Genomic DNA, 22241 nt, shown 5'->3' with positions numbered 1-22241 from the left:
TGCATACAATACTGTATAGCGTATTTTATGAGATAACTTGATCTCGAGTGAGATACTCAATAATGAAAGCAAAGCAAATAAAAACCATAGGGTTATTAGGTGAAATGAGCTGGAAATCCACCATGAGTTATTATCAAGGACTCAACCAAGGAGTTAAAGCCGCATTAGGCGGATTAAATTCAGCCAAGATGGCATGAAAAAGATTGGGTCATTGGGAACAAAATTCACTATGGAACAAGACTTTTATAAGGGGCGGATCACAGATAAATTTGGCATCGACATCATCAGCCCAAATCAAGATGAAAGGCAAGTGATACATGATATTATTTATCAAGAGTTGTGTTTAGGCGTAATATCGAGCTCCTCCCGAACACGCTACTTAGAAATCATTAATAAACTTCACCAACAAGGAGCACAAGCCGTAATCCTCGGTTGTACAGAAATAGGGTTGCTCGTGCACAAAAATGACACTAACATACCCTTGTATGATACCACTAAGATCCATGTACAAGCAGCAATTAATGTTGCTTTATCTCAATCAGAATAAAGCATACTTTGCAATGATAGCGATTAACTCGCTATCTGATATAACACCACATCACAATCACCAAGAGGATCACTATGTAAATAAGTCTTCACATAACGCATACCCAACTTCTTCATGATATTGATAGAAGCATCATTAACCTCATTTGCAATGGCACTGAAAGTTAAATCTGGAGTTTGTGTAAGCAAAGCACTCATTAAATGCTTGGCCGCTTCACTGGCGTATCCTTTTCCCCAAGATGACTGAAAAAAACGCCAACCTAACTCTAAATTATTCCATTGAGGCTCTACAGTCGTCGAAAAAAAATCCATCGGCCTAACAATAATCCATCCAATATCTTGCTGAGTTTCTATCACTGTGACTTTCCACTTTCCCCAACCTTTATCACTATTTTTATAGCAATGCATTCTAGGCAATATGATATTATGGATATCTTCACGGGATGTTTTATTACCACCATTAATATAACGCATCACCTCAGGATCTTGATCAAGCTGATATAAAAATTCAGCATCAGAATCCTCCATTAAGCGGTAACTTAAACGTGTAGATTGAGTAACGTACATTAGACTTCCTTTTCTTATTGAAGATAAAAACATATTATTGATAAATATGTCATTATTTAATTAACAGTCATCACAAAAAGTAAAGAAAAAGCAAATTATTTAATGCTGATATTTGTTTTGTTGACAACAGCTCAATTAGCGCTAAAACAGGCAAGTTGTAATGATTTAGGGGAATAACTTTTGGCCATGACTTTATATAAGCCACACTGCTTACCATAAAAGTTCACATGCCTAAAACCCGTTTCTTTTGATTCTAATAAACCAAGCTGATTATATTTGGCCTTAATATCAATTTCAAACTCACCGAGTTTTTCATGAGTATTAGCACAATACGCCTCAAAATAAGCAGTACTGACGATCTCTTTTTTAGCGTTAGCAACTTTGTGCTTAGGCAACAACCAATTGATCGATAGTGGATTTCCCGCCTCAAGTGACAAAGGCAAGTCTTCATACCAATCGATACCATAAACACGGCCTTTTTTGACTTTCTCATCATTAAGAGAAACCTGTTCGACACTAGAGGGCAGTTCAAGGGTGCCTTTAAAACTCATTTCTATGGCCGCAGAGGCATTACAACCATTATTTAAAGTATAAACTTCAAGCGAGCTGGCTTTAACAGGTTCTGTTATAAGCAACAGGCCAACTAAAGCACTAAAAATGAGAGATATTTTCATGGCTGCACGTCTTAGTAGCGAAAGGAATGACTGCATACTACTTATACAAGATTCGCTGTACAATCATACTTATGGATGAGGAACAAACAAAAACAGAAGAAACATTCACGAAAGCCACACCAATAGGACTCAATGAATACAATAAAAACTCAAATTAACCAACTGAAAAATAGTTATTTTAATTTATTGTCTCGCCTTAATTAACGATTACCATTTCAACCATAAGCCCTCATTTCATACTTTTGTAAATTAATCACACTTTAAAAGCATACTTTATAACCAAATAGAATTAAAAACATTTAATAACATAGAGATAAGCCGTATCACATCTTGCGCTTATGCCTAAATAACTAAATGAGACAAAAATAAAAAAACTACAACTCTATAATAAAAATAGACAATTAAACTTATAAGCTAACATGATTAACAATGAAAAATAAAACACTAACAAACAGGGGGCATCAAATAATGATGCCCCTACTAAGGCCTAGTTAATTAATCATTTTTCCGCGTTAATAATAAAATAATCTTATATCCCCGTGACTGAGGATAGTTAATTACCCGCCACTTTCATATCACTTAATAATATACCGCCAGTTCTAATGGATGAACGCAGATCGAGATCTTTCGCCACTCCCACCATATTTTTATACATATCTTTTAGATTACCAGCGATTGTGATCTCTTCAACAGGATATAAAATGACCCCGTTTTCCACATAAAAACCCGCAGCACCTCGAGAGTAGTCTCCCGTCACGCCATTTACCCCTTGCCCCATCACTTCAGTAATCAATAATCCAGTATTCATCTCTTTTATTAATTCTGCAAAGGTCTGCTCTGTATGAGATAAAGTCCAGTTATAAATACCACCAGCATGCCCTGTATTCTCCATTCCTAATTTTCGAGCAGAATAACTAGTGAGTAAATAACTGGCGAGCCGTCCATTATCGATAATATGGCGATCAATCGTTGCCACACCTTCTGCATCGTAATTGGCACTTGCCAATCCACCTTGTAAATGAGGCTGCTCAACAATACTGAACCAGTCTGGAAAAATAGTTGAGCCCAAGGCATCTTGTAAAAAGCTTGAATTTCGATACAAGCTACCACCACTAATCGCCCCCACTAAATGCCCCATTAATCCCGTTGCAATTTCTGGACTCAATAAAATTGGCAATTGGGTTGTCGCAATTTTTCGAGCATAAAGCCGATCAAGGGTTTTTTGGGCGGCTTGTTGGCCCACAGCTTCAGGTGAAACTAAATCATTTAATTGTCTTGCAACGGTATAATCATAATCTCGTTGCATTTTCCCTTCTGCTTCTGCAATGGCTACACAGCTTAAACTATAACGAGAACTGGCCTCGCCCTGTAAAAAACCATGACTATTGCCATACACTTTAAAGCTAGTATGGGCATTAACATTTGCACCGTCTGAGGTTTTTATTTGCTCATCAGCATTCAAAAGCGCCGTTTCAGCGCGAACCGCCAAGTCAGTCAAAGCTTCTGGGCTGATCTCTTCAGGATAATAAAGTTGAAGATCATGAAACTCAGTGGCCATTCTATCTTTATCAGCCAAACCGCTAAAAGGATCTTCTGAAGTAAAACGTGCAATATCATCAGCGGCTTTTACGGCTTCTTTAATGGCTTCAGGACTCAAATCAGAGGTAGAGGAGCTGCCTTTACAGCCGTCTCGATACAAGGTGATCCCTAAAGCGCCGTCTTTATTAAACTCAACGGTTTCGACTTCTTTTAATCGAGTCGAAACCGATAAACCTTGTTGCTTACTGATCGCCACTTCAGCGGCGCTGGTTCCTAAACTGGCGGCAAATTCAAGCGCCATGGCAACGGCATTTTTCAAGGGGGCTAATTCAATATCAATGCTAGATGTAGACACAAACGTACTCTATAAGTTAGCGGGAATACCTTTAGCATAACAAACCCTATTCATTAATCCCATTTTCATTTTCAAGCCCCCTCAATATATTGAACTCGCGGTAACTGGTTTGCACATGGCATCAATGTTAGAATAGGGGCAGATTTAGCTGGAGATTTTTATATATGAACATTGTTGGTGACTCAGAACACTTTAAACAACCTTATGATCAAAATGATGATTATGTTAGCCGCGCTGAAACCAAGCGCGAAATAATGATTTATCAAGATCTCGGCAAACGCCTTGTCTCAATGAGCAAAAGCCAACTTGAGAAACTCGACCTCGACGAGCAGCTATTCGACAACTTACTTAAAGCAAAAACCATTAAAATCAATACTGAAGCTCATCGCCGTCAGTTACAGTTTATTGGTAAAATCATGCGCAATGAAGATATTGAGGCTATTCAAATCGCGCTTAAAAATGTACTCAATCAAAATCACAACGAAAGTGCCAAAAAAAATGTGGCAGATAAAACCCGTAATCAATTATTAGCTGAAGGGGATATTGCCATTCAGTCATTACTTGAACGATATCCACAACTTGAAAGGCAAAAGCTCAGACAACTGGTTCGCCAAACCCATAAAGAATTGGCCAAAAATCCAGATATCAATGAGTCTAAAACGGCAAAAGATTTTAGCCTGTATTTACGTAATGAAATAAATAGCTAATATTTCATTACGTAAATAAATAATGAACAGAATAACCTTAAACGAACAATGAAAACGCTCACCCCTTCATTGTTCGCTCAATACTGACTTAACCAAGCTTAACCAAGAATCGATTCACCTTAGCTTCATTATATAGGCGACCTCTTCTTCTCACATCCTTAGTTAACTATCTAACCAAGAAACGGTTCACTTTAGCTTCACAAGCAGGCGCTTGATCCTCATCATATCTGATTAAGATTTGCTTTTTCGCCATAAAAGCGGCCATCAAAGCACTGGCTTTGACTTGATAATTTTTATCTTCACTAGATAAGAAAAAACGTGTGCCATTGTCACAAAGTGACAAGGCTTTATCCACATGCTCCGTATTAAATGCTAACCCTTTATCAAAAGGATAAAGAGTACGAATATTGACATACTCAGATGACTTCCAGGCCGCATAAGCATTCATAGAACACACCACACCTACAACTAACGCAAAATACCTTAACATCAAACAGCCCTTAAAATTAAATAACAAAAAAAACAATATGATAACATGATAAATCAAAACATACTGAGTTTATTCCTCTCAATTCCCTTTAACACCTTAATCGTTTCAATCAAGGCCATAGATCCGTGCTACTCTTTTTCTAATGGATCATCGACAGAAATGGTTGCGAAATGCCAAAACCAAACATAGATTTACGTTTTAATCGTGATTACGCCAGCAGTAAACAGCTCAAACAAAAGGCACGTCAAAATATTCCCAAATTTGCCTATGATCATTTAATTGAAGGCTGTATGGACGAGATTGGCCTTAAACGCAATCGACAAGTCATGAATAGCATTTACTTTACACCTCAATATATTCAAGCAAGTTCTTCGGTCGATACACAAGTCACTCTTCTTGGACACACTTATAGCGCTCCTTTTGGCATAGCCCCTATTGGTTTACAAGGTCTCATGTGGCCAAACGCGCCCATCATTTTGGCCAAAGCCGCCTACGCACATAATATCCCTTATATTTTAAGTACGGTTTCATCTGAGTCATTAGAACAAATTGCCGAAGCCACACATGGACAAGCTTGGTACCAATTATACAATCCTACCGAACTCGATATTCGTGATGACATCTTAGATAGACTCAAAGTCATGCAATACAAAAATTTAGTCATCACCATTGATGTTCCCACTTTTGGTTTTCGTCCAAGAGATTTTCATAATGGTCTTGCGATGCCGCCAAACTTGACCTTAAAAAATCTGTATCAAGCGGCCATCAAACCTAAATGGAGTTTTAACACCCTTAAACACGGCCTCCCAAAATTTAAAAACTTAACGCCTTATATGCCAGTAGGCAGTCAAAAACAAGAACTCACAGAACTCATGAACACAGCCATCATGGGCGGGCTGGATTTCGATAGCCTAAAAGCTATTCGAGATAATTGGCCAGGCAATCTCATCATCAAGGGAGTCATGAGTGAACATGATTTACAGCAAGCCATAAAGTTAGGCTGTGATGGGGTTATATTGTCTAATCATGGCGCAAGGCAGCTGGATTTCAGTGAATCACCGATAATGCCACTCACACAATTACAAAACCGCTACCAAGATAAAATCACCATCATGATAGATAGCGGTTTGCGCTCAGGTGCTGACATTGCAGGAAGCCTCGCATTAGGGGCACAGTTTACCTTTCTCGGTAGGCTGTTTATGTATAGCGTTTGTGCTCTGGGCAATGACGGCGGCCAACACGCCATTGCCATGCTTAAAGCTCAGCTCATACAAATCATGCAGCAAGTGGGCGCTGAAAATATTGAAGCTCTAAAAGGCAAAGCTTTTCTTCATCATGATGTTAATCAAAATAGGCAATGAAGGCGGGCAGCATAACATCCACTATTACCCTGCTACCCTGCTTAAAGCTCAGCTCACACAAATCATGCAGCAGATGCAGTAAATAGGCGCTGCAAATATTGATGCTCTAAAAGGCAAAGCTTTTCTTCATCGAAATATTAATCAAAGTGACAAAGAATTGATCTCAATCAAAGAAGATGCATTTTAGCGCACTTTTTCAAACACAAGATTTGCGCCTGATACGCGATCCCAAGTAGGATCCCGCGACTTTTTAAAAATCAGCTTCACCCGTTTTCGCAAACGTTAACGCTTGCCTTAAGGAATTGTATGTTTACACCTGAGTTATTATCACCCGCTGGCACATTAAAGAATATGCGTTATGCCTTTGCCTATGGCGCCGATGCTGTCTACGCTGGACAGCCTAGATATAGCTTAAGAGTACGTAATAATGACTTTAGTCTGGAAAATTTAAAAACGGGTATTCAAGAAGCCCATTCGTTGAATAAAAAACTCTACGTCGTCAGTAATATCGCTCCCCATAACGGTAAGCTTAAAACCTACATTAAAGACATACAACCCGTTATTGCCATGCAGCCCGATGCGCTTATTATGTCAGATCCCGGCCTTATCATGATGGTGAGAGAGACCTTTCCTGAGCAAGAGATCCACCTCTCAGTACAAGCCAATGCGGTCAATTGGGCGTCAGTTAAATTTTGGCAGCAACAAGGTATTAAGCGTGTGATCCTATCCCGTGAGTTATCCCTTGATGAAATTGAAGAAATTCGCCAACGTTGCCCCGATATTGAACTTGAAGTCTTTGTCCATGGTGCCCTTTGTATGGCCTATTCTGGCCGCTGCTTATTATCGGGGTACATCAATAAACGCGATTCGAATCAAGGAACTTGTACTAATGCTTGCCGCTGGAAATATGATGCTCATCCAGCCCAAGAAACCCTAGAGGGGAATATTATTGCCACTTCACCAGAAGTGCAACAACACACGCCTCATTTGACTGAACATCAGCAAATACATGCACCGAGTAATGATATTTTCTTACTACAAGAAGCGGGCCGCCCAGGCGAATATATGCCAGCCTTTGAAGATGAACATGGCACTTATATCATGAACTCAAAAGATCTTCGAGCCATTCAACATGTAGAAAGATTAGCAAAAATGGGCATAGATTCATTAAAAATTGAAGGGCGAACTAAATCCTTTTATTATGTGGCGCGCACCGCACAGCTCTATCGCCAAGCCATTAACGATGCATCAGCAGGTAAAGACTTCAATCGTGCTTTAATGCATAATCTTAAAGGCTTAGCCCATCGCGGGTATACGGAAGGCTTCCTGCGTCGACATACCCATGATGCATATCAAAACTATGATTATGGTTATTCAATCAGTGATACCCAGCAATTTGTCGGTGAGTTTACAGGAAAGTATAATGAATTAGGCATGGCAGAAGTCGATGTAAAGAATAAATTTTCAGTGGGTGACAGTGTTGAAATCATGACGCCTCAAAGTAACCTGACTCTGACCATTGAAACACTGTTAAATCGCAAAAATGAAACTATTACCTCCGGCTTAGGCTCAGGTCACTTTGTGTTTTTAACCTTACCCACAGAGGTTGATATTCACAAAGCCATTTTGTTACGCAACTTGCCACAAGGACAAAATACGCGCCAGCCTCACGCACAAAACCATCAAGACAAAGCAAGATCCTCAGGATTTTAAATATTCATGGCATTACTTATTAACGATAAATGCATTAACTGTGATATGTGTGAGCCTGAGTGTCCCAATCAGGCCATCACATTAGGCGAGTCAATTTTTGAAATTGACCCTATACTATGCACTGAATGCGTAGGACATTATGATAAACCCACCTGTAAATCAGTGTGTCCTATTACCTGTATTGTCCCCGATCCCGCTCATCAAGAATCCCGTGACGAACTGCTGATAAAGTATCACATGATCACCAATGCGCACTAAAAAAAACCTAAAGAAGCTGTCATACCAAGCCGCCTGAGTACAAAAACAATATGCTAGTGGCTTGGGCACCTTGCCTTGCCAAGACACTAAAAAGGACTTATACCTAACATACTCATACACATGACCATGGAACTAGGCGTGTCTAACATTCGTCAACCCGGTTTAATCTCAACCATATTCTTAAGCGTCGGCACCATGATAGGTAGTGGCTGGTTATTTGCCGCTTATTATTCATCAAAAATTGCAGGTAGCGCATCGATATTGTCTTGGATCATTGGTGCTATCCTTGTATTAATCATGGCATTATTATTAGCTGAAATTGCCATAAAATACCCCGTTAATGCGCTGTTTACTCGATTAATCAGTCTCTCTCATAATCCACATTTTGGTTTTGTTACAGGCATATCCAACTGGTTACTGGGACTCATTGCCGTCCCCTCAGAGGCCATGGCATCGACCCAATATATCGCCACCATAGATCCTACTTGGACACCTTACTTATTCCATAATAAGCAACTAACGCTTTTGGGATTAGGTGTAACCAGCTTATTTATGATATTCTTTTTATTGGCAAATTATTGGGGGATTCGATTACTATCACGTGTCAATAATGTCATTACTTGGATCAAAATTATTGTCCCTGCCAGCATAGCGATTATTTTTATCATTGCCTCATTTGACAGCCGTAATTTTACGCTTTATCAAGATAGCATTATACCCTACGGTATAGGCAGCATTTTTACCGCTATTGTTTCAAGCGGCATCTTTTATTCGTTTTTTGGGTTTCAGGCTGCTGTCTCATTTTGTTCTGAACTCGAGAACCCTAAAAGAAACATTCCCATCACTCTTGTGAGCAGCATTCTCATTGTATTGACCATATATTTGCTATTACAAGTCGCTTTTATTGGCGCTTTACCCTCTCAAATGCTCCTTGATGGTTGGGCGAGTCTAAATTTTGAATCACCATTAGCCCAATTAGCCAGTATCATAGGGCTCAACGTTATCGTCCTTGTATTGTATGTCGATTCAGTCATCAGCCCTTCAGGGACTGGACTATTATATTTAGGCGTAACGGCTCGGCAGCTCAATGAAATGGTAAAACATAAACAAATGCCCGCGATATTAGGAACACGTAATCAACAAATACACTTTTCTAGACGTTCATTGGTGATAAGTTTTCTCTTTTCACTACTACTGATTTTCTTTTTTCGAAATTGGCAGCTACTCGCGACATTAACCACCACATTTATTCTTATCTCCTGCATTGCATTACCTATTGCTTACACAAAAATGCTCAACCACTCCGAAGGGCTATCGGTGAGAATATTACCCGCATCAAGGCTATTTTCACTATTAACCTTTCTGTTTTTATCCTATTTTTTATTGCTATCGGGCCCTAAAAATCTCTCCGTTGCGTTAGCATTACATTTTCTTTTTTTTATCAGCTATGCCTATAGCATAAATCCAAGCAATCCATTTCAAACTTTAAAGTCAGCTTTCTTTTCAGCTTGGGTGATATTTGCATACCTCACATTCGTAACTGTGTATGGTATAGCTGGGTTATACGTTACTCAGGGAATACTTTTCTATTTACTGTATGTACTCGCATCCCTGTTTTTTTTCATCCCCTTAGTTAATCAACAATCTTTTACTCATAATATGATTGAAGATAAAAAAGCAGACAAATAACGCCTCAAAAACGATATCAACTCGTCAGCTCCCCTCGTTTAACCAAGCATTTTAACGAGATTGAGTCACTTACGCTGCATATCTCACCCAGATAAATCATCTCTGCAATACGGCGTATCAAGAAACCCGTGACGAGCTGCTGATAAAGTATCACTTGATCACCAATGCACTTATTATATGAATTTAGGAAAAACCTAAAAAGACTGTCAGACTAAGCCGCCTGAATACAAAAACAATATTCTAGTAGCTTGCCTTGCCTTGCCTTGCCTTGCCTTGCCTTGCCTTGCCTTGCCTTGCCTTGCCTTGCCTTGCCTTGCCTTGCCTTGCCAAGACACTAAAAAGCACTTATACCTATAATGATACCTTCTCCACTTCAACGATAAATTCATTTGAAATAATGGAGTGACAAGTGCCTCAAAAAAAACAACCAGGTTTGCTCTCTACTATTTTTCTCAGTATTGGCACTATGATAGGCAGTGGCTGGTTATTCGCCGCATACTATTCATCCAAGATAGCGGGGGCAGCATCAATATTATCTTGGATAATCGGGGCGATCATTATCTTAATTATGGCAATGTTATTATCCGAAATCGCTATAAAACACCCAATAAATGGCTTGTTTACTCGATTAATCAGCCTATCCCATAATCAACATTTTGGCTTTGTCACAGGAATATCAAATTGGTTACTTGCCCTCATTCTTGTTCCCTCTGAAGCCATAGCCTCCACGCAATACCTTGCCACAGTCAATCCAGTGTGGACCCCTTACTTATTTAATAATGGAGAAATAACAGACCTAGGCATGGGTCTAACGGCACTATTTATGTTATTTTATTTACTGGTTAATTACTGGGGGATCCAGTTTTTATCTCGCGTCAATAATGCCATTACTTGGGTTAAAATTATTGTCCCTACCAGTGTGGCGATTATTTTCATTATTACTGCATTTGATACTAATAACTTCACGGCTTATCAAAATAGTTTCATGCCCTATGACTTTAATAGTGTATTAGCCGCCATCGTATCGAGTGGAATAGTTTATTCTTTTTTTGGTTTTCAAGCTGCTGTTTCTTTTTGTGCCGAACTAGACAATCCAAAAAGAAATATTCCCATCACACTTGTCAGCAGTGTCCTTATTGTATTAATCATTTATTTATTACTGCAAGTCGCTTTTATCGGTGCATTACCCACAGAAATGTTAGCACAAGGATGGACACACTTAAATTTTGAATCCCCTCTGGCCCAACTCGCTGCCATTATAGGGCTTAATTTTATTGTGATTATTCTCTACGCTGATTCAGTTATAAGCCCAACAGGAACAGGGTTATTATACCTAGGCATAGCTTCTCGCCAACTCAATGAAATGGTTAAATATAAACAAATGCCTGCCTTTTTTGGCACCAAGGATAAAAAGATACTTTTTTCAAGACGGGCACTGATTATCAGTTTTATTTGCTCATTGATATTAATTTTCTTCTTTCGTAATTGGCAGCTCATCGCAGGGTTAACCACCACTTTCATTATTATATCCTGTATTGCGCTCCCTATAACCTATTCAAAATTATTAAAGTCAACGGAAGGCTTTCCCGTTAGCATATTACCTTACTCAGCACAATTCTCTCGTATCACTTTCATTGTCCTCTCTTATTTTTTATTATTGTGTGGTATTAAAAACCTCACGGTTGCCCTTTTACTCCATGTCGTCTTTTTTATCAGCTACGCTTGTAGTCTACATCCCCATAATAAAATACCTTCCATTTTACAAGCCTTGGCTTCAGCATGGACTATTTTCGTTTACCTCTTGTTTGTTATTTTATACAGCCTTGCCGATACCCTAATCCAACATGACTTAACCTATTATATTATTTATATTATTGCTTCAATGATATTCCACGCTTTGCTAGTCAATCAAAAATCGATTACACATGAAAATTGAATCAGATAGTTATGATCTGATCCAATTATACATTTATCGCTGATTATTCAAATGTCACTGTAAGAATACCTTTATTATCTCCTAAAGCAATATCATTAATTCGAATACGAATTGAGGTAACTGGCTCTTCAAACATCATAGGCCCTTTAACATCCATATGCCCCATGCCTTCAATATCAACTAATAACGCACCAAATGGATACTTGCGATCATACTTATAATGATTCCATGGTGCTAAGGAACGGGCAGCCTGCCCAGTGTGGCCACTAGCGCCTACTGAAGAATAATGATAAGTATCAACAGACCAACCACCAGTAATACTTGTAATACTGTTAACAGGAGAGGCAAACTCAACGGTTTGCCAATCATGTAATGCATTCACATCAACCGTTTCCGCTAATGCTCCTTGAGATGCTGAAGCTAATCCTAGAAATGCCACCGACTTTAATAATGCCTTCATTTTTTATCCTTATATTAAAAATATAAATCACTTTTAGCTCGCAATAAAAAGTAAGTAAAACTGGAGCTTATTTTTAATCGCCAATGACAAATCATAAACTTTACTGAATGAAACTGAATACCTATAGTGAGTTATTCTTGTGCCTTATATGTTACCCTAAAAAAAAATAACTAAATCAACTGCTACATATAAAAAGAAAAAACAATCCACAATATTATGAAAATCTAACAGACACAAAAAAGGGCTAATTGCTAGCCCTTTTCATTCATAACCCAAGTAAAAGCCTCATTACTCTTTTAATAAGTCATGACAAATATGAGCTAAATCCGATTGCACTGCAGCGGCGGTGACCTCTCGCCCTGCACCCGGTCCTCTAATGATTAACGGGTTATCCTGATAAAATGCACTTTTTATCACAAATACATTATCCCCAGGCGTCAGATTCGCGTAAGCGTGATCCGCATCAACCCATTGAAGGCCAACTTCGGCTTTCAATGAGCCATTCACATTATCAAGTGTCGCGACATAACGCAGAACCTGATCCTGCTCTTGAGCCGCTTCAAATTGCTGCTGTAATACTGCATCTAGCTCACCAATACGCTCAATGAATTGTGCTAAGGGCAAACTGATGAGTGCTTCAGGCACCAAAGAATGCAAAGTAATACCATCAAGCTCTAATGGCAATCCAATTTCGCGAGCTAAAATGAGTAACTTACGCTGCATATCTCGCCCAGATAAGTCATCTCTGGGATCCGGTTCTGTCAAGCCTAATGACTTGGCTTCAAGAACCAATTGAGAAAAAGGCGTTATCCCATTGAAATGCTCAAATAACCAGCATAAGGTTCCCGAGAAAATCCCCCCAATGGCTTGAATACTATCGCCGCTATGGTGTAAATCATTCAATGCATGCTGCACAGGCAAACCGGCTCCACAGCTGGCATTGTAGCGCCAAAAGAGCCTACGATTCCCCAGTTGAGACTTTAATTCATGATAAAAAGACAGCGGCCCCGAACCAGCCAATTTATTTGCACTCACGATATGAATACCGCGAGCAAAAAGTGCAGAGTACTTAAGGGTCAGTTCCATACTGGCACTAATATCTAATGCAATTAGCTCATCACACTCAACCGCATCTAGATCTGATAATAATTGGTCAAAATGCCAAGAGACAGCTTGGTTATCAAATGATTCTTGCCATTGATTTAAAGGAATTTGTTCAGCTTGGATCAGGGCTTTTTTTGAACTCACTAAGCCAATGAGTTCAACACTGGCCTCCAACTCTGAATTTAAACTTTCCCTTGATTGATGAAATAAATCAATCCAAGCGGAACCAATATTGCCCGTTCCAAACAATACAACACAAATACGCTTACGAGGACCCGCACAACGCCTGTGCACCTTCTGCGTCAATAAATTAACTTGTGAGTGGGGCACTAAGGTCACTAAACTCAAATGATCATTAAACAGTGCTTTTGCATCTCGACTCAATAAACGAGCAAAACCACGGCGATATAATTGCGCATCTGCACTCACCAAGGCCACTAAACCAAAATCTGTCCTGACAGAGATATTGTCAATCTGATAAGCACTTTGTAAACGCTCAAGCAATGTCATCGCTTGCTTCTCATTTTCATGAGTAAAAGCAATGTCAAGCTTATGGACATGCAATGACCAATGCGCTAGCGGCGCCAACTCCGCTTGTTTAAGTTCATTCAGTAAGGCCGATAACTCGCCTTTAATCTGCATGCTGAATAAAGCAACACTACTCAAGTTTGTCACCACAGGAGCGCTCGCCGATGAACTTTTGGGCGCAATAAGCGTAAAATCAGTATGAGGGGCATAACTTGAGCGAACCGCCAGACTCACTTGTGTATCGAATAAAGGCTGTAAGGTACGATTATGTAGTACAGGGGATCCTAAATGCGCCAATCTATCGGCTTCATCAAGGGATAAACTTTTTAATAATGTCGCATCATTTATTTTATTAGGATCGGCATTAAATACCCCTTCAACATCTGTCCAAATAGTGACTCGCTCAATATCCGCTAAACTCGCAATTAATGTCGCACTGTAATCAGAGCCATTTCGTCCCAGCAGTAATGTTTCTCCCGTTTCCTTTGCGCAGATAAAACCTGTGATCACGATGCGCTCATTGGGATGAGCATCAAGAAGTGCCTGCACTCGTTGACGGGATCCCGGCACTTGAATCTGCGGCACCGCTCCCTCATCAGCAATTAACAAAGTACGTGCATCCACATCAATAGCAGCAACGCTGGACTCTCTAAGCAGTGCAGCCAACAAACGAGCAGACCAACGCTCTCCAAAACTCACAACTTGATGGCTTTGATATTCACTTATCTTTTCTAAAGACAGTAAACTCATTAATTGTGCTTTATCCGTTGACAAACGTTCGCGTAAACTGCGCGCAGAGCCACTGGATAATAACTGTTCGATTAAATCCTGCTGATAATGAATAAGATCATGCAGTTCTTCTTGCCAAAGCAAACCACTCGTTTTTAAAGACAATAACTTATATAAAAAATTGGTGCTTTTCCCTGCGGCAGACACCACAACAAGATCATCACTGTGACCATGGGTTAATAAAATATGCGCAACACGGCGATAGCAATCCGCATCCGCTAAACTGGAGCCACCAAATTTATGTAAGTGACAACGTGCCATGGATAACTCCTATACAACAACTCAAATAATTCGGCATGCAATTTACAAAGAGTAAACACACCATGTCAGTGACGCAGCTCTCAATCACTAATATTTACAATAAATCTGATTAAACGGCTTTAGCGGCAGCCAATCCAGCTTGAAGGTCAGCGACCAAATCATCAGCATCTTCAATCCCTACTGACAATCGAATTAGCGTATCTTTCACTCCCGCTTCTAGACGCGCTTCTCTCTCCATTGCTCTGTGCGTCATTGTAGCAGGAACAGCCACTAAACTTTCAACGCCACCTAAACTTTCAGCCAATGAAAACAAACTTAATGCCGCTAGAAAAGCCTCCAACTGAGCTTCACCACCTTTTAGCTCAAAACTTAGCATGGCACCAAAGCCCTTTTGTTGTTTTGCTGCAATCTCATGGCCGGGATGAGAAGCAAGACCGGGGTAATAAACATTGGACACTGCATCACTTTCCGTCAATATAGCAAGGATACGCTGTGTATTAGCTTGATGCTCACGCACTCTAACACTTAAGGTGCGGATCCCTCTAAGCGTAAAATAGCTATCCAGTGCCGAACCTGTTAGCCCTAAGGTATTTGACCACCAATGTAATTTTTCACTCAGTTCAGGGGTTTTTGCCACAACAGCACCACCAACAATATCACTGTGTCCATTGATATATTTAGTCGTTGAGTGTACAACAATATCAGCCCCTAAAAGTAATGGCTGCTGTAAAATAGGTGATAAAAAAGTATTATCAACAGCGACTAACGCACCAACTTTATGACTAGCAGTAGCAATGGCTTCAATATCCACCACACGTAAAAGTGGATTCGAAGGTGTTTCTAACCACACCAATTTAGGTTTCTGAGCAATCGCCCTATCAAGCGCAGCACTGTCCGTTTGATCAACCACTAATAACTTAAATTGTCCTTTATTGGCCAAATTAGTAAATAACCGATAACTGCCCCCATAACAATCATGGGGGACCACTAATAAATCTTCAGGGCCAAGTAAGCTCACCACTAAGGTAATGGCTGCCATACCAGTACATGTCACAACGCCACTTTCCCCTTTTTCAAGGCTTGCAATGGCATCACCTAAAACGGTTCGAGTCGGATTGCCCGAACGACTGTAATCAAAGGCTCTCGGGTTTTTATGCCCATCAAAAGAATAATTCGTTGATAAGTAAATAGGGGGGACAACAGCCCCATGTTGCTTGTCAGATTCAATGCCTTGACGCACTGCTAATGTGGCTAGCTTTTGCTCTGTCATGTACGACTCCTGATCAGCAAATGATTTTAAAGATGTCTAGACGTCTAAATGTACCTAAGCAAATCACCCGCGTCAACCAAGTTTCGGCCATTTAGACGTCTAAACATGTAGAAATCCAACCTCAATTACGCTAAATTAAAAGCAAAGTTTGACTGTGCTTAGTAAAGGGTTAAAATCTGCCCCGAATTATGAAATTTTAGGTGAGTTAATGACTGAATGGAATGGCGACTATATAAGCCCTTATGCCGAACATGGCAAAAAGAATGAACAGGTAAAAAAAATTACCGTTTCAATCCCACTAAAGGTGTTGAAAATATTAACGGATGAACGAACACGTCGTCAGGTCAATAATCTTCGCCATGCAACAAACAGCGAATTATTATGTGAAGCATTTTTACACGCTTATACTGGTCAACCGCTACCAAATGATGACGATTTATCCAAAGAAAAACCCGATAGCATGCCTGCAGAAGTTAAGCGCCTGATGAATGAAATGGGCATTGAATGGGAAGAAATGGAATAATCTTAGATAAAAACAGGTAAGGAGCTTGCAAACCTTACCTCTTACTTGCTCTTAATATTCAATGACTGCTACCCCATAAATAAACGTCTCTTTTTTACTCTGGCTACATGATTTTAGGACGTAAGCATGCCTGAAATACACACTTTACTTTATGGATTATTCATTGTTTATTGCGGGGCTTTAACACAAGGCTTAATTGGATTTGGGCTCGCCATTATTGCCAGTCCATTATTATATCTTATTGATCCTACAATGGTCCCTGTTCCTGTCATATTGATGGGGTTCACCATTGCCTGTTTAACGCTTTTAAAATCAAGAAAAGATTTAGAATTTAAAGGCCTGGAATTTGCCTTACTTGGTCGCATTCCGGGTGGAATTCTCGGCACGATTTTATTATTAATGGCACCAAAACCTATTCTAGGCTTAGTTATTGGCACCATTGTTGCGCTAGCCGTTGGCCTGAATAGACTCAAACTCTATTGTCCAATTAATCGCTTTAGTTTATTTACCGCTGGCGTGCTCTCAGGTATTTTCGCTAATGTTGCCGGCATTGGCGGTCCGCCAATGGCCTTATTATTTGCAAATAAAGAAGCCAATCAATTTCGAGCAGTTTTATCTGCATTTTTTCTTTTTAGCTCATTAATTTCAATCTTGATACTAAGCTTTGCAGGCTTAATCACATTTCATCATATTATTACCGCTTTATTGCTTCTGCCAGCGGTAGTATTAGGCCATTTAACTGCAAAAAGATTAGCTAAAAACACAAATAAGCATACCATTCGAATCGCCACACATGCCCTGTGTATAGTCAGCGCATTGATTATCATTATTGAGTCATTAATTGAATTATATCGGTAAAATAACAATTACCAAAAAAGATAGACTTAAAAATCATATGAGGTTCTTAGCAGGCCTTCTATATGATTAGACTGACGATAAACACCCGAAAAATCGACAGAAAATTTATCGCCAAATTTAAACTCAGATCCCATAGAATAAAGACTTTCTTGCTTATTGGTTACATTATAATAATAATTTAGTTCAATACCCAACCAAGAAAATGGTGTCACATATCCCCCAACCCGCCAAAATTGTGCAGATAGCCCTTGATCCCAATCAGCCTGTCTATATAAATCAATTTCAGTTGAAAAATGGATCTCATTCCAATCATAAGCCATACCAGCAGTTAACGTCGAATAACTTATATTAGGTAATCCATCATCAAAGTTGGTCGCTGTAAATTGGGATTGAGAAATCAAATGACTGCCAGAAACCCCTAACTTAACATCATCAAATAATGCCATAGAAAGTTGCAAGTCAAGATTGATTACGGTTTGATTAGATAACTCATTAACATTTTCCACCGTATTGGCAGGTAACGAAGGGTTATCAGCAAAAGAGGCCGATGTTAAATGCGAAGCATAAGAAAGTACACCCACATTAATCGGCATATTCACAATAGATAAAGGGATATTAATCAATAACCCCCTTGTTTTCACTTTCTTTGCGGCGACTAACTCCTCAGACGTATCCATCATTGCATCAAGAAATGGCATTGAATGAGGTAAGGTGTGTTCATAGGCAAAGGTACTCAGCTCAATGTCAAATAGCGCGGGAAACGTTCCAAGCGTATCCAACTGTAATTGTTCTTTTTTCTTCTCAATTAACCTCATACCATAATAAGAAGGAAAATGTTTTATCGTCCAATCTTTCTGCAGAGAAAGCATTAATCCGTTGACATCTTTTTCGTTCAATAAGTCATTTACAAATTTATCTGAAAACGCTCCCGCATACACAATATTGCTCACTGAAAAATAAAAAAAGACGTTAATTAACAACCTAAAGAGGCTATATTTCATCATTTTTTCTTCCCTGCGACATGATAACAAAAGGTAGCCATTCCCTAATCATTCTTCGATAAGCACCCTTAAAGAAAACAATAAGCATGCTCCTTTATTTTATGACAAAAAAGGAAACTCTGAGAAAAAACCTTCAAATTAACGACAAAAGTAATAATCATTTTTTATTTCAAAATTAACTCAAGATAGCTCTCTTAATAGGGTCGCCAATACGGGCTCAACACTCTGATGGCTGGAATAACACAAACCAATTCGGCGAAACATTCTCGGACCATCAAACATGACTTGCTTTAATCTAGGTTCATCCTCTATCAAACCGTCAGGTAAAAAACTGATCCCAAAACCGGCTAACACTAAAGACATCACCAAAGACTTAGACTCAGCCTTAGCAACTAAATTAAGTGACATATTATTACAAGCCAATAATCCTATGGTTTGCTGATGAGCCTCGCAAGGAGGACACTCAATAAAATCATAACCATGTAACTGAGCCGCATTAATGCTCTCTTGCTTGGCCAATTTATGCTCTACTGGTACACACAGTACATAATCTTCCTCCCATAGCGGGAAAAAAATCTCATCTTCTTCGCGCAGCGCATCTAAGGTTAATCGACAATCTGCAGGACTTTTGTAATCCACTAATTCAAGATCGAGTCGCGTTAACTTCGCTGCTATAGTTTTCAAAAATGCAGATAAGCGCCCTTGACTTAAATCAGGCATGACCGCAATCCTCAATGTTTGCCGCGTCGCTTTTTCTTGAAATAACTTAGGTAATAGTTTGGCTTCTTCCACCAATTTCACCGCTAAAGGATAAAGATAAGAAGCACTGTCTAATGCTTGTACCCCCTTTTTACTTCGAGAAAATAAAGGCCCACCTAACTCTTCCTCTAACTGCTTTAATCCCGCAGATAATGAAGGCTGGCTCACATGGCAAGCCTGCGCCGCTGCGGTAATGTTTTTTTCTTCAAAAATCGCAATAAAAAAACGCAATAAACGTAAATCAATCATAAATCAAATTCCACAACTTGTTATAGGCTGAGCCTATCATATCCAGTAAAAATTAATATTTTTCAATCTGAGACTAAGCGCCTATACTCAACTTCATTCGATAGCATTATGCTAAAAAGATTATTTACACCATAATAATCAACAAATTAAAATTAATCATTGTTAAGAGGTAAAAATGATGACACACACACTCAATCAAGAAAAAGCCCTTGTTGTGATCACAGGTGCATCATCGGGTATTGGCGCATCAATGGCAAAAGCATTTCATGCTAAAGGTCATCCTTTATTGCTACTGGCACGTCGAGTAGAACCTATGCAAGCATTGAACCTTGACCGCTGCTTGTGCATGAGTGTTGATGTCACCAATGCGCAATCCATCAAAGATGCCATCGCCACAGCAGAAGCTCAATATGGAAAAGTAGGCGCGTTAATCAACAATGCTGGTACCATGCTACTTGGCCAAGCTGATGTGCAAGATCCTAATGAATGGAGTCAAATGCTAAATATTAATGTCATGGGCGTGCTCAACGGGATCCATGCAGTACTTGCTGATATGAAAGCCCGTAATACAGGTACCATTATTAATATCAGTTCTATTGCAGGCTTTAAAACATTCCCCAATCATGCCGCCTATTGTGCCACCAAATTTGCCGTTCATGGATTAACAGAAAATATTCGCGAAGAAGTTGCCATGGATGATGTTCGTGTTATCACTATTTCTCCCGGTGCCGTTGAAACCAATTTATTATCCCATACCACTAATGATGATATTAAAGCAGGTTATAATGACTGGAAAGAAGAGATGGGGGGCGTAATTGCTCCAGAAACCATTGCAGAAGCGGCTTTATTCGCTTATGAACAACCCCAAAGTGTCTGCGTAAGAGAAATCGTTGTCGCAGCTACTCGCCAACAGCCTTAACGATCAAGCCTCAATGACACTATTGAGGCTTGATTTTACCCCTTCAGAATGAAAAGCGCATGTCTTTCAGATGCAAAGCCCAACCATAAAGGCCTAAATATTTCTTCATCAAAATTGTATTAATGAACAACATACAAACAAATGAAACCAATACGCTCATTGCTACGCCAAATACGCCATACGATGGAATAGAAAATAACAAAAGGGCAATATTGATAATAACCGCACTTAACGCACCATACAAAGCCTGTTTTGCATGGCCCGAATGACGTAACCAAGCTTGCTGTAAAAAAGACACAGTTTGAATAAAGTAAGCAAACACCATAACCACTAAAGACAAATAGTAATCACTGTACTCCTTACCAAAAAAAGTCAGTAACTGCTCGCCAAATATCACAATAATACTACTCAATATAAATGAGATAAAAAAAAGCTGCCTGACTCCCTGTCCATTAAGTTTACTCATTTGCGCCACGCCATTTTCATAAGCTGTTGACATACTAGGCTGAATAATGCCAGCAACACTGGACTGCACAACAATAAATATCTGCACTATGGTAAAACAAGCGGCGAAATACCCTATTTGTCCTTCGCTACCAAAAATCTCCAATAAATAGATGCACATTTGTGACATCAACATATTTAATACAAAAACAAACATCATAGGAAAAGCATAATTTAACCAATACCGATGAAAAACATATTTTCTTTTTTGCTGTGACTCAGGTCCACTCTCTTTAACATTCATAATGGAGAAAACAATAACAGTTAAAAAGATATAATTTGATATGACAATAAAAATCGCTACATTTGATGTTAATTCAATATGCAGAGAATAAAAAATACTGAGTGCGAGTAAAATAAATAAAGGATAACCTAATTGTTTAGGAATATAAGCAATGATTAATCGCTTCTTAATGATAGCGGTATCACGTAATAACCTTAAAGCCGCTGCAAAAGGGATCGCAAAAACAGCAAATAAAATGGGGTGATAGTCTGTTAATCTTTTGGTGTCCTCATATTCAATAACAGTCAGCACACCTCCAACACATAAGCTAACAATCACACCTATAAGCATATAAAAACGCAAATACTCCCACACCATAAAGTCTCTGTTTTGCTTGAGGAGTTTAGGAAAAATGCTAAAGGTTGCAAAATTCCCCCCCAACAATACCGTCATCTGCGCTAACCCAACAAAAGTTTCAGCCGTTTTAAAATTACCGTAACTTTCTGGCGTCAACATACGAGATAGAGCAATGTTATAACAAAGGGTAAGAAAAAAGCCGATAATACTTAATGTTAGGGCAAATAAGAATGCTTTAAATAAATAAGCTTGCTCATCATTTGAATTTGACATTCTATGGCCTCACACCACCAACTGTTTCCCCCCCTAATTGACTGCCTTAAATCACTTAGGTTTAGGAACCGGTACTGGAATTGGCTCAGGTTTAGGCGCTGGCGCTGGAGCCGGAACAGGTTCAGGTTTAGGCGCTGGTGCTGGAGCCGGAACAGGCTCAGGTTTAGGTGCTGGTACTGGAGCCGGAACAGGCTCAGGTTTAGGTGCTGGTGCTGGAGTAGGCTCAGGAATGGAAACCGGAATAGGTTCAGCCGCGAAAGCCGCAAAAACAGAAAAGTTGACGAGTAATGCCAAAGTAACACGCAATATCCAATCACTACACATATAA

The 22241-nt window shown here is 39.4% G+C and carries 20 protein-coding genes and 1 pseudogene; 11 read left to right on the top strand and 10 right to left on the bottom strand.

What is annotated here, in order from left to right; all coding sequences use genetic code 11:
• The first annotated feature begins 77 nt into the window (after positions 1-77).
• A pseudogene (locus tag Q0791_RS07345) lies at positions 78-547 on the top strand (amino acid racemase).
• A 23-nt stretch (positions 548-570) separates the two neighbouring features.
• Here the strand turns inward: Q0791_RS07345 and Q0791_RS07340 are convergent.
• The 3 genes from Q0791_RS07340 to pmbA all read right to left on the bottom strand — a co-directional run bounded on the left by Q0791_RS07340 (position 571) and on the right by pmbA (position 3681).
• On the bottom strand, positions 571-1113 hold the full coding sequence (locus tag Q0791_RS07340) for a GNAT family N-acetyltransferase (RefSeq protein ID WP_299004293.1): 543 nt from the start codon (positions 1111-1113) through the stop codon (positions 571-573).
• Positions 1114-1244: 131 nt separating this feature from the next.
• Complete coding sequence (locus Q0791_RS07335) at positions 1245-1787, bottom strand: hypothetical protein (protein ID WP_299004291.1); 543 nt, start codon at positions 1785-1787, stop codon at positions 1245-1247.
• 553 nt (positions 1788-2340) lie between these two features.
• Complete coding sequence (pmbA, locus tag Q0791_RS07330) at positions 2341-3681, bottom strand: metalloprotease PmbA (protein WP_299004289.1); 1341 nt, start codon at positions 3679-3681, stop codon at positions 2341-2343.
• A 164-nt stretch (positions 3682-3845) separates the two neighbouring features.
• Between pmbA and yjgA the strand changes: the two genes are divergently transcribed.
• Positions 3846-4388 (top strand): ribosome biogenesis factor YjgA, encoded by a 543-nt coding sequence (gene yjgA, locus Q0791_RS07325; RefSeq protein WP_299004287.1) that lies wholly within the window; start codon positions 3846-3848, stop codon positions 4386-4388.
• Between the two features lie 166 nt (positions 4389-4554).
• Here the strand turns inward: yjgA and Q0791_RS07320 are convergent, their stop codons facing one another.
• Entirely contained in the window at positions 4555-4878 is a 324-nt protein-coding gene (locus Q0791_RS07320) for a hypothetical protein (protein WP_299004285.1), read from the bottom strand.
• 170 nt (positions 4879-5048) lie between these two features.
• On the opposite strand from Q0791_RS07320, the gene Q0791_RS07315 reads away from it, so the two are divergent.
• The 5 genes from Q0791_RS07315 (at position 5049) to Q0791_RS07295 (ending at position 11835) form a co-directional block, all read left to right on the top strand.
• Positions 5049-6239, top strand: coding sequence for an alpha-hydroxy acid oxidase (locus Q0791_RS07315; protein ID WP_299004283.1), 1191 nt, complete (start codon positions 5049-5051; stop codon positions 6237-6239).
• A gap of 306 nt (positions 6240-6545) precedes the next feature.
• Entirely contained in the window at positions 6546-7952 is a 1407-nt protein-coding gene (yegQ, locus tag Q0791_RS07310; RefSeq protein ID WP_299004281.1) for a tRNA 5-hydroxyuridine modification protein YegQ, read from the top strand.
• Positions 7953-7958: 6 nt separating this feature from the next.
• The gene (locus Q0791_RS07305; protein WP_299004279.1) at positions 7959-8210 is read left to right on the top strand and encodes a YfhL family 4Fe-4S dicluster ferredoxin; all 252 of its coding nucleotides are present in this window, start codon (positions 7959-7961) and stop codon (positions 8208-8210) included.
• Positions 8211-8348: 138 nt separating this feature from the next.
• The gene (locus Q0791_RS07300; protein WP_299004277.1) at positions 8349-9899 is read left to right on the top strand and encodes an APC family permease; all 1551 of its coding nucleotides are present in this window, start codon (positions 8349-8351) and stop codon (positions 9897-9899) included.
• Positions 9900-10308: 409 nt separating this feature from the next.
• A complete protein-coding gene (locus Q0791_RS07295; RefSeq protein WP_299004276.1) occupies positions 10309-11835 on the top strand; it encodes an APC family permease in 1527 nt (508 codons plus the stop codon).
• Positions 11836-11878: 43 nt separating this feature from the next.
• Here Q0791_RS07295 and Q0791_RS07290 read toward each other — a convergent pair whose 3' ends face one another.
• The 3 genes from Q0791_RS07290 to metB form a co-directional block, all read right to left on the bottom strand.
• The gene (locus Q0791_RS07290; protein WP_299004274.1) at positions 11879-12295 is read right to left on the bottom strand and encodes a hypothetical protein; all 417 of its coding nucleotides are present in this window, start codon (positions 12293-12295) and stop codon (positions 11879-11881) included.
• Between the two features lie 288 nt (positions 12296-12583).
• On the bottom strand, positions 12584-14977 hold the full coding sequence (locus tag Q0791_RS07285; RefSeq protein WP_299004272.1) for a bifunctional aspartate kinase/homoserine dehydrogenase II: 2394 nt from the start codon (positions 14975-14977) through the stop codon (positions 12584-12586).
• 109 nt (positions 14978-15086) lie between these two features.
• Positions 15087-16247, bottom strand: a complete 1161-nt coding sequence (gene metB / locus Q0791_RS07280; protein ID WP_299004269.1) for a cystathionine gamma-synthase — start codon at positions 16245-16247, stop codon at positions 15087-15089.
• Positions 16248-16455: 208 nt separating this feature from the next.
• Here metB and metJ point away from each other — a divergent pair, with 208 nt between their 5' ends.
• Together metJ and Q0791_RS07270 are read left to right on the top strand one after the other, a co-directional pair.
• Entirely contained in the window at positions 16456-16770 is a 315-nt protein-coding gene (metJ, locus tag Q0791_RS07275; RefSeq protein ID WP_299004267.1) for a met regulon transcriptional regulator MetJ, read from the top strand.
• 126 nt (positions 16771-16896) lie between these two features.
• Complete coding sequence (locus tag Q0791_RS07270) at positions 16897-17628, top strand: sulfite exporter TauE/SafE family protein (RefSeq protein WP_299004265.1); 732 nt, start codon at positions 16897-16899, stop codon at positions 17626-17628.
• 26 nt (positions 17629-17654) lie between these two features.
• Here Q0791_RS07270 and Q0791_RS07265 read toward each other — a convergent pair whose 3' ends face one another.
• Both Q0791_RS07265 and Q0791_RS07260 read right to left on the bottom strand, forming a co-directional pair.
• Positions 17655-18632: a hypothetical protein gene (locus Q0791_RS07265; protein ID WP_299004264.1), complete on the bottom strand. Its 978-nt coding sequence runs from the start codon at positions 18630-18632 to the stop codon at positions 17655-17657.
• Positions 18633-18809: 177 nt separating this feature from the next.
• A complete protein-coding gene (locus Q0791_RS07260) occupies positions 18810-19637 on the bottom strand; it encodes a LysR family transcriptional regulator (RefSeq protein ID WP_299004261.1) in 828 nt (275 codons plus the stop codon).
• A 175-nt stretch (positions 19638-19812) separates the two neighbouring features.
• On the opposite strand from Q0791_RS07260, the gene Q0791_RS07255 reads away from it, so the two are divergent.
• On the top strand, positions 19813-20556 hold the full coding sequence (locus Q0791_RS07255) for an SDR family oxidoreductase (protein ID WP_299004259.1): 744 nt from the start codon (positions 19813-19815) through the stop codon (positions 20554-20556).
• A gap of 43 nt (positions 20557-20599) precedes the next feature.
• Here the strand turns inward: Q0791_RS07255 and Q0791_RS07250 are convergent, their stop codons facing one another.
• Positions 20600-21913 (bottom strand): polysaccharide biosynthesis C-terminal domain-containing protein, encoded by a 1314-nt coding sequence (locus tag Q0791_RS07250; protein ID WP_299004257.1) that lies wholly within the window; start codon positions 21911-21913, stop codon positions 20600-20602.
• A gap of 37 nt (positions 21914-21950) precedes the next feature.
• On the opposite strand from Q0791_RS07250, the gene Q0791_RS07245 reads away from it, so the two are divergent.
• The gene (locus Q0791_RS07245; protein WP_299004256.1) at positions 21951-22241 is read left to right on the top strand and encodes a hypothetical protein; all 291 of its coding nucleotides are present in this window, start codon (positions 21951-21953) and stop codon (positions 22239-22241) included.

Source organism: uncultured Shewanella sp. (genome assembly GCF_947495455.1).
Classification (GTDB): Bacteria; Pseudomonadota; Gammaproteobacteria; order Enterobacterales; family Shewanellaceae; genus Shewanella.
The sequence above is the reverse complement of the archived record's forward strand: the minus strand, read 5'-3'. Positions and strand labels throughout refer to the sequence as shown.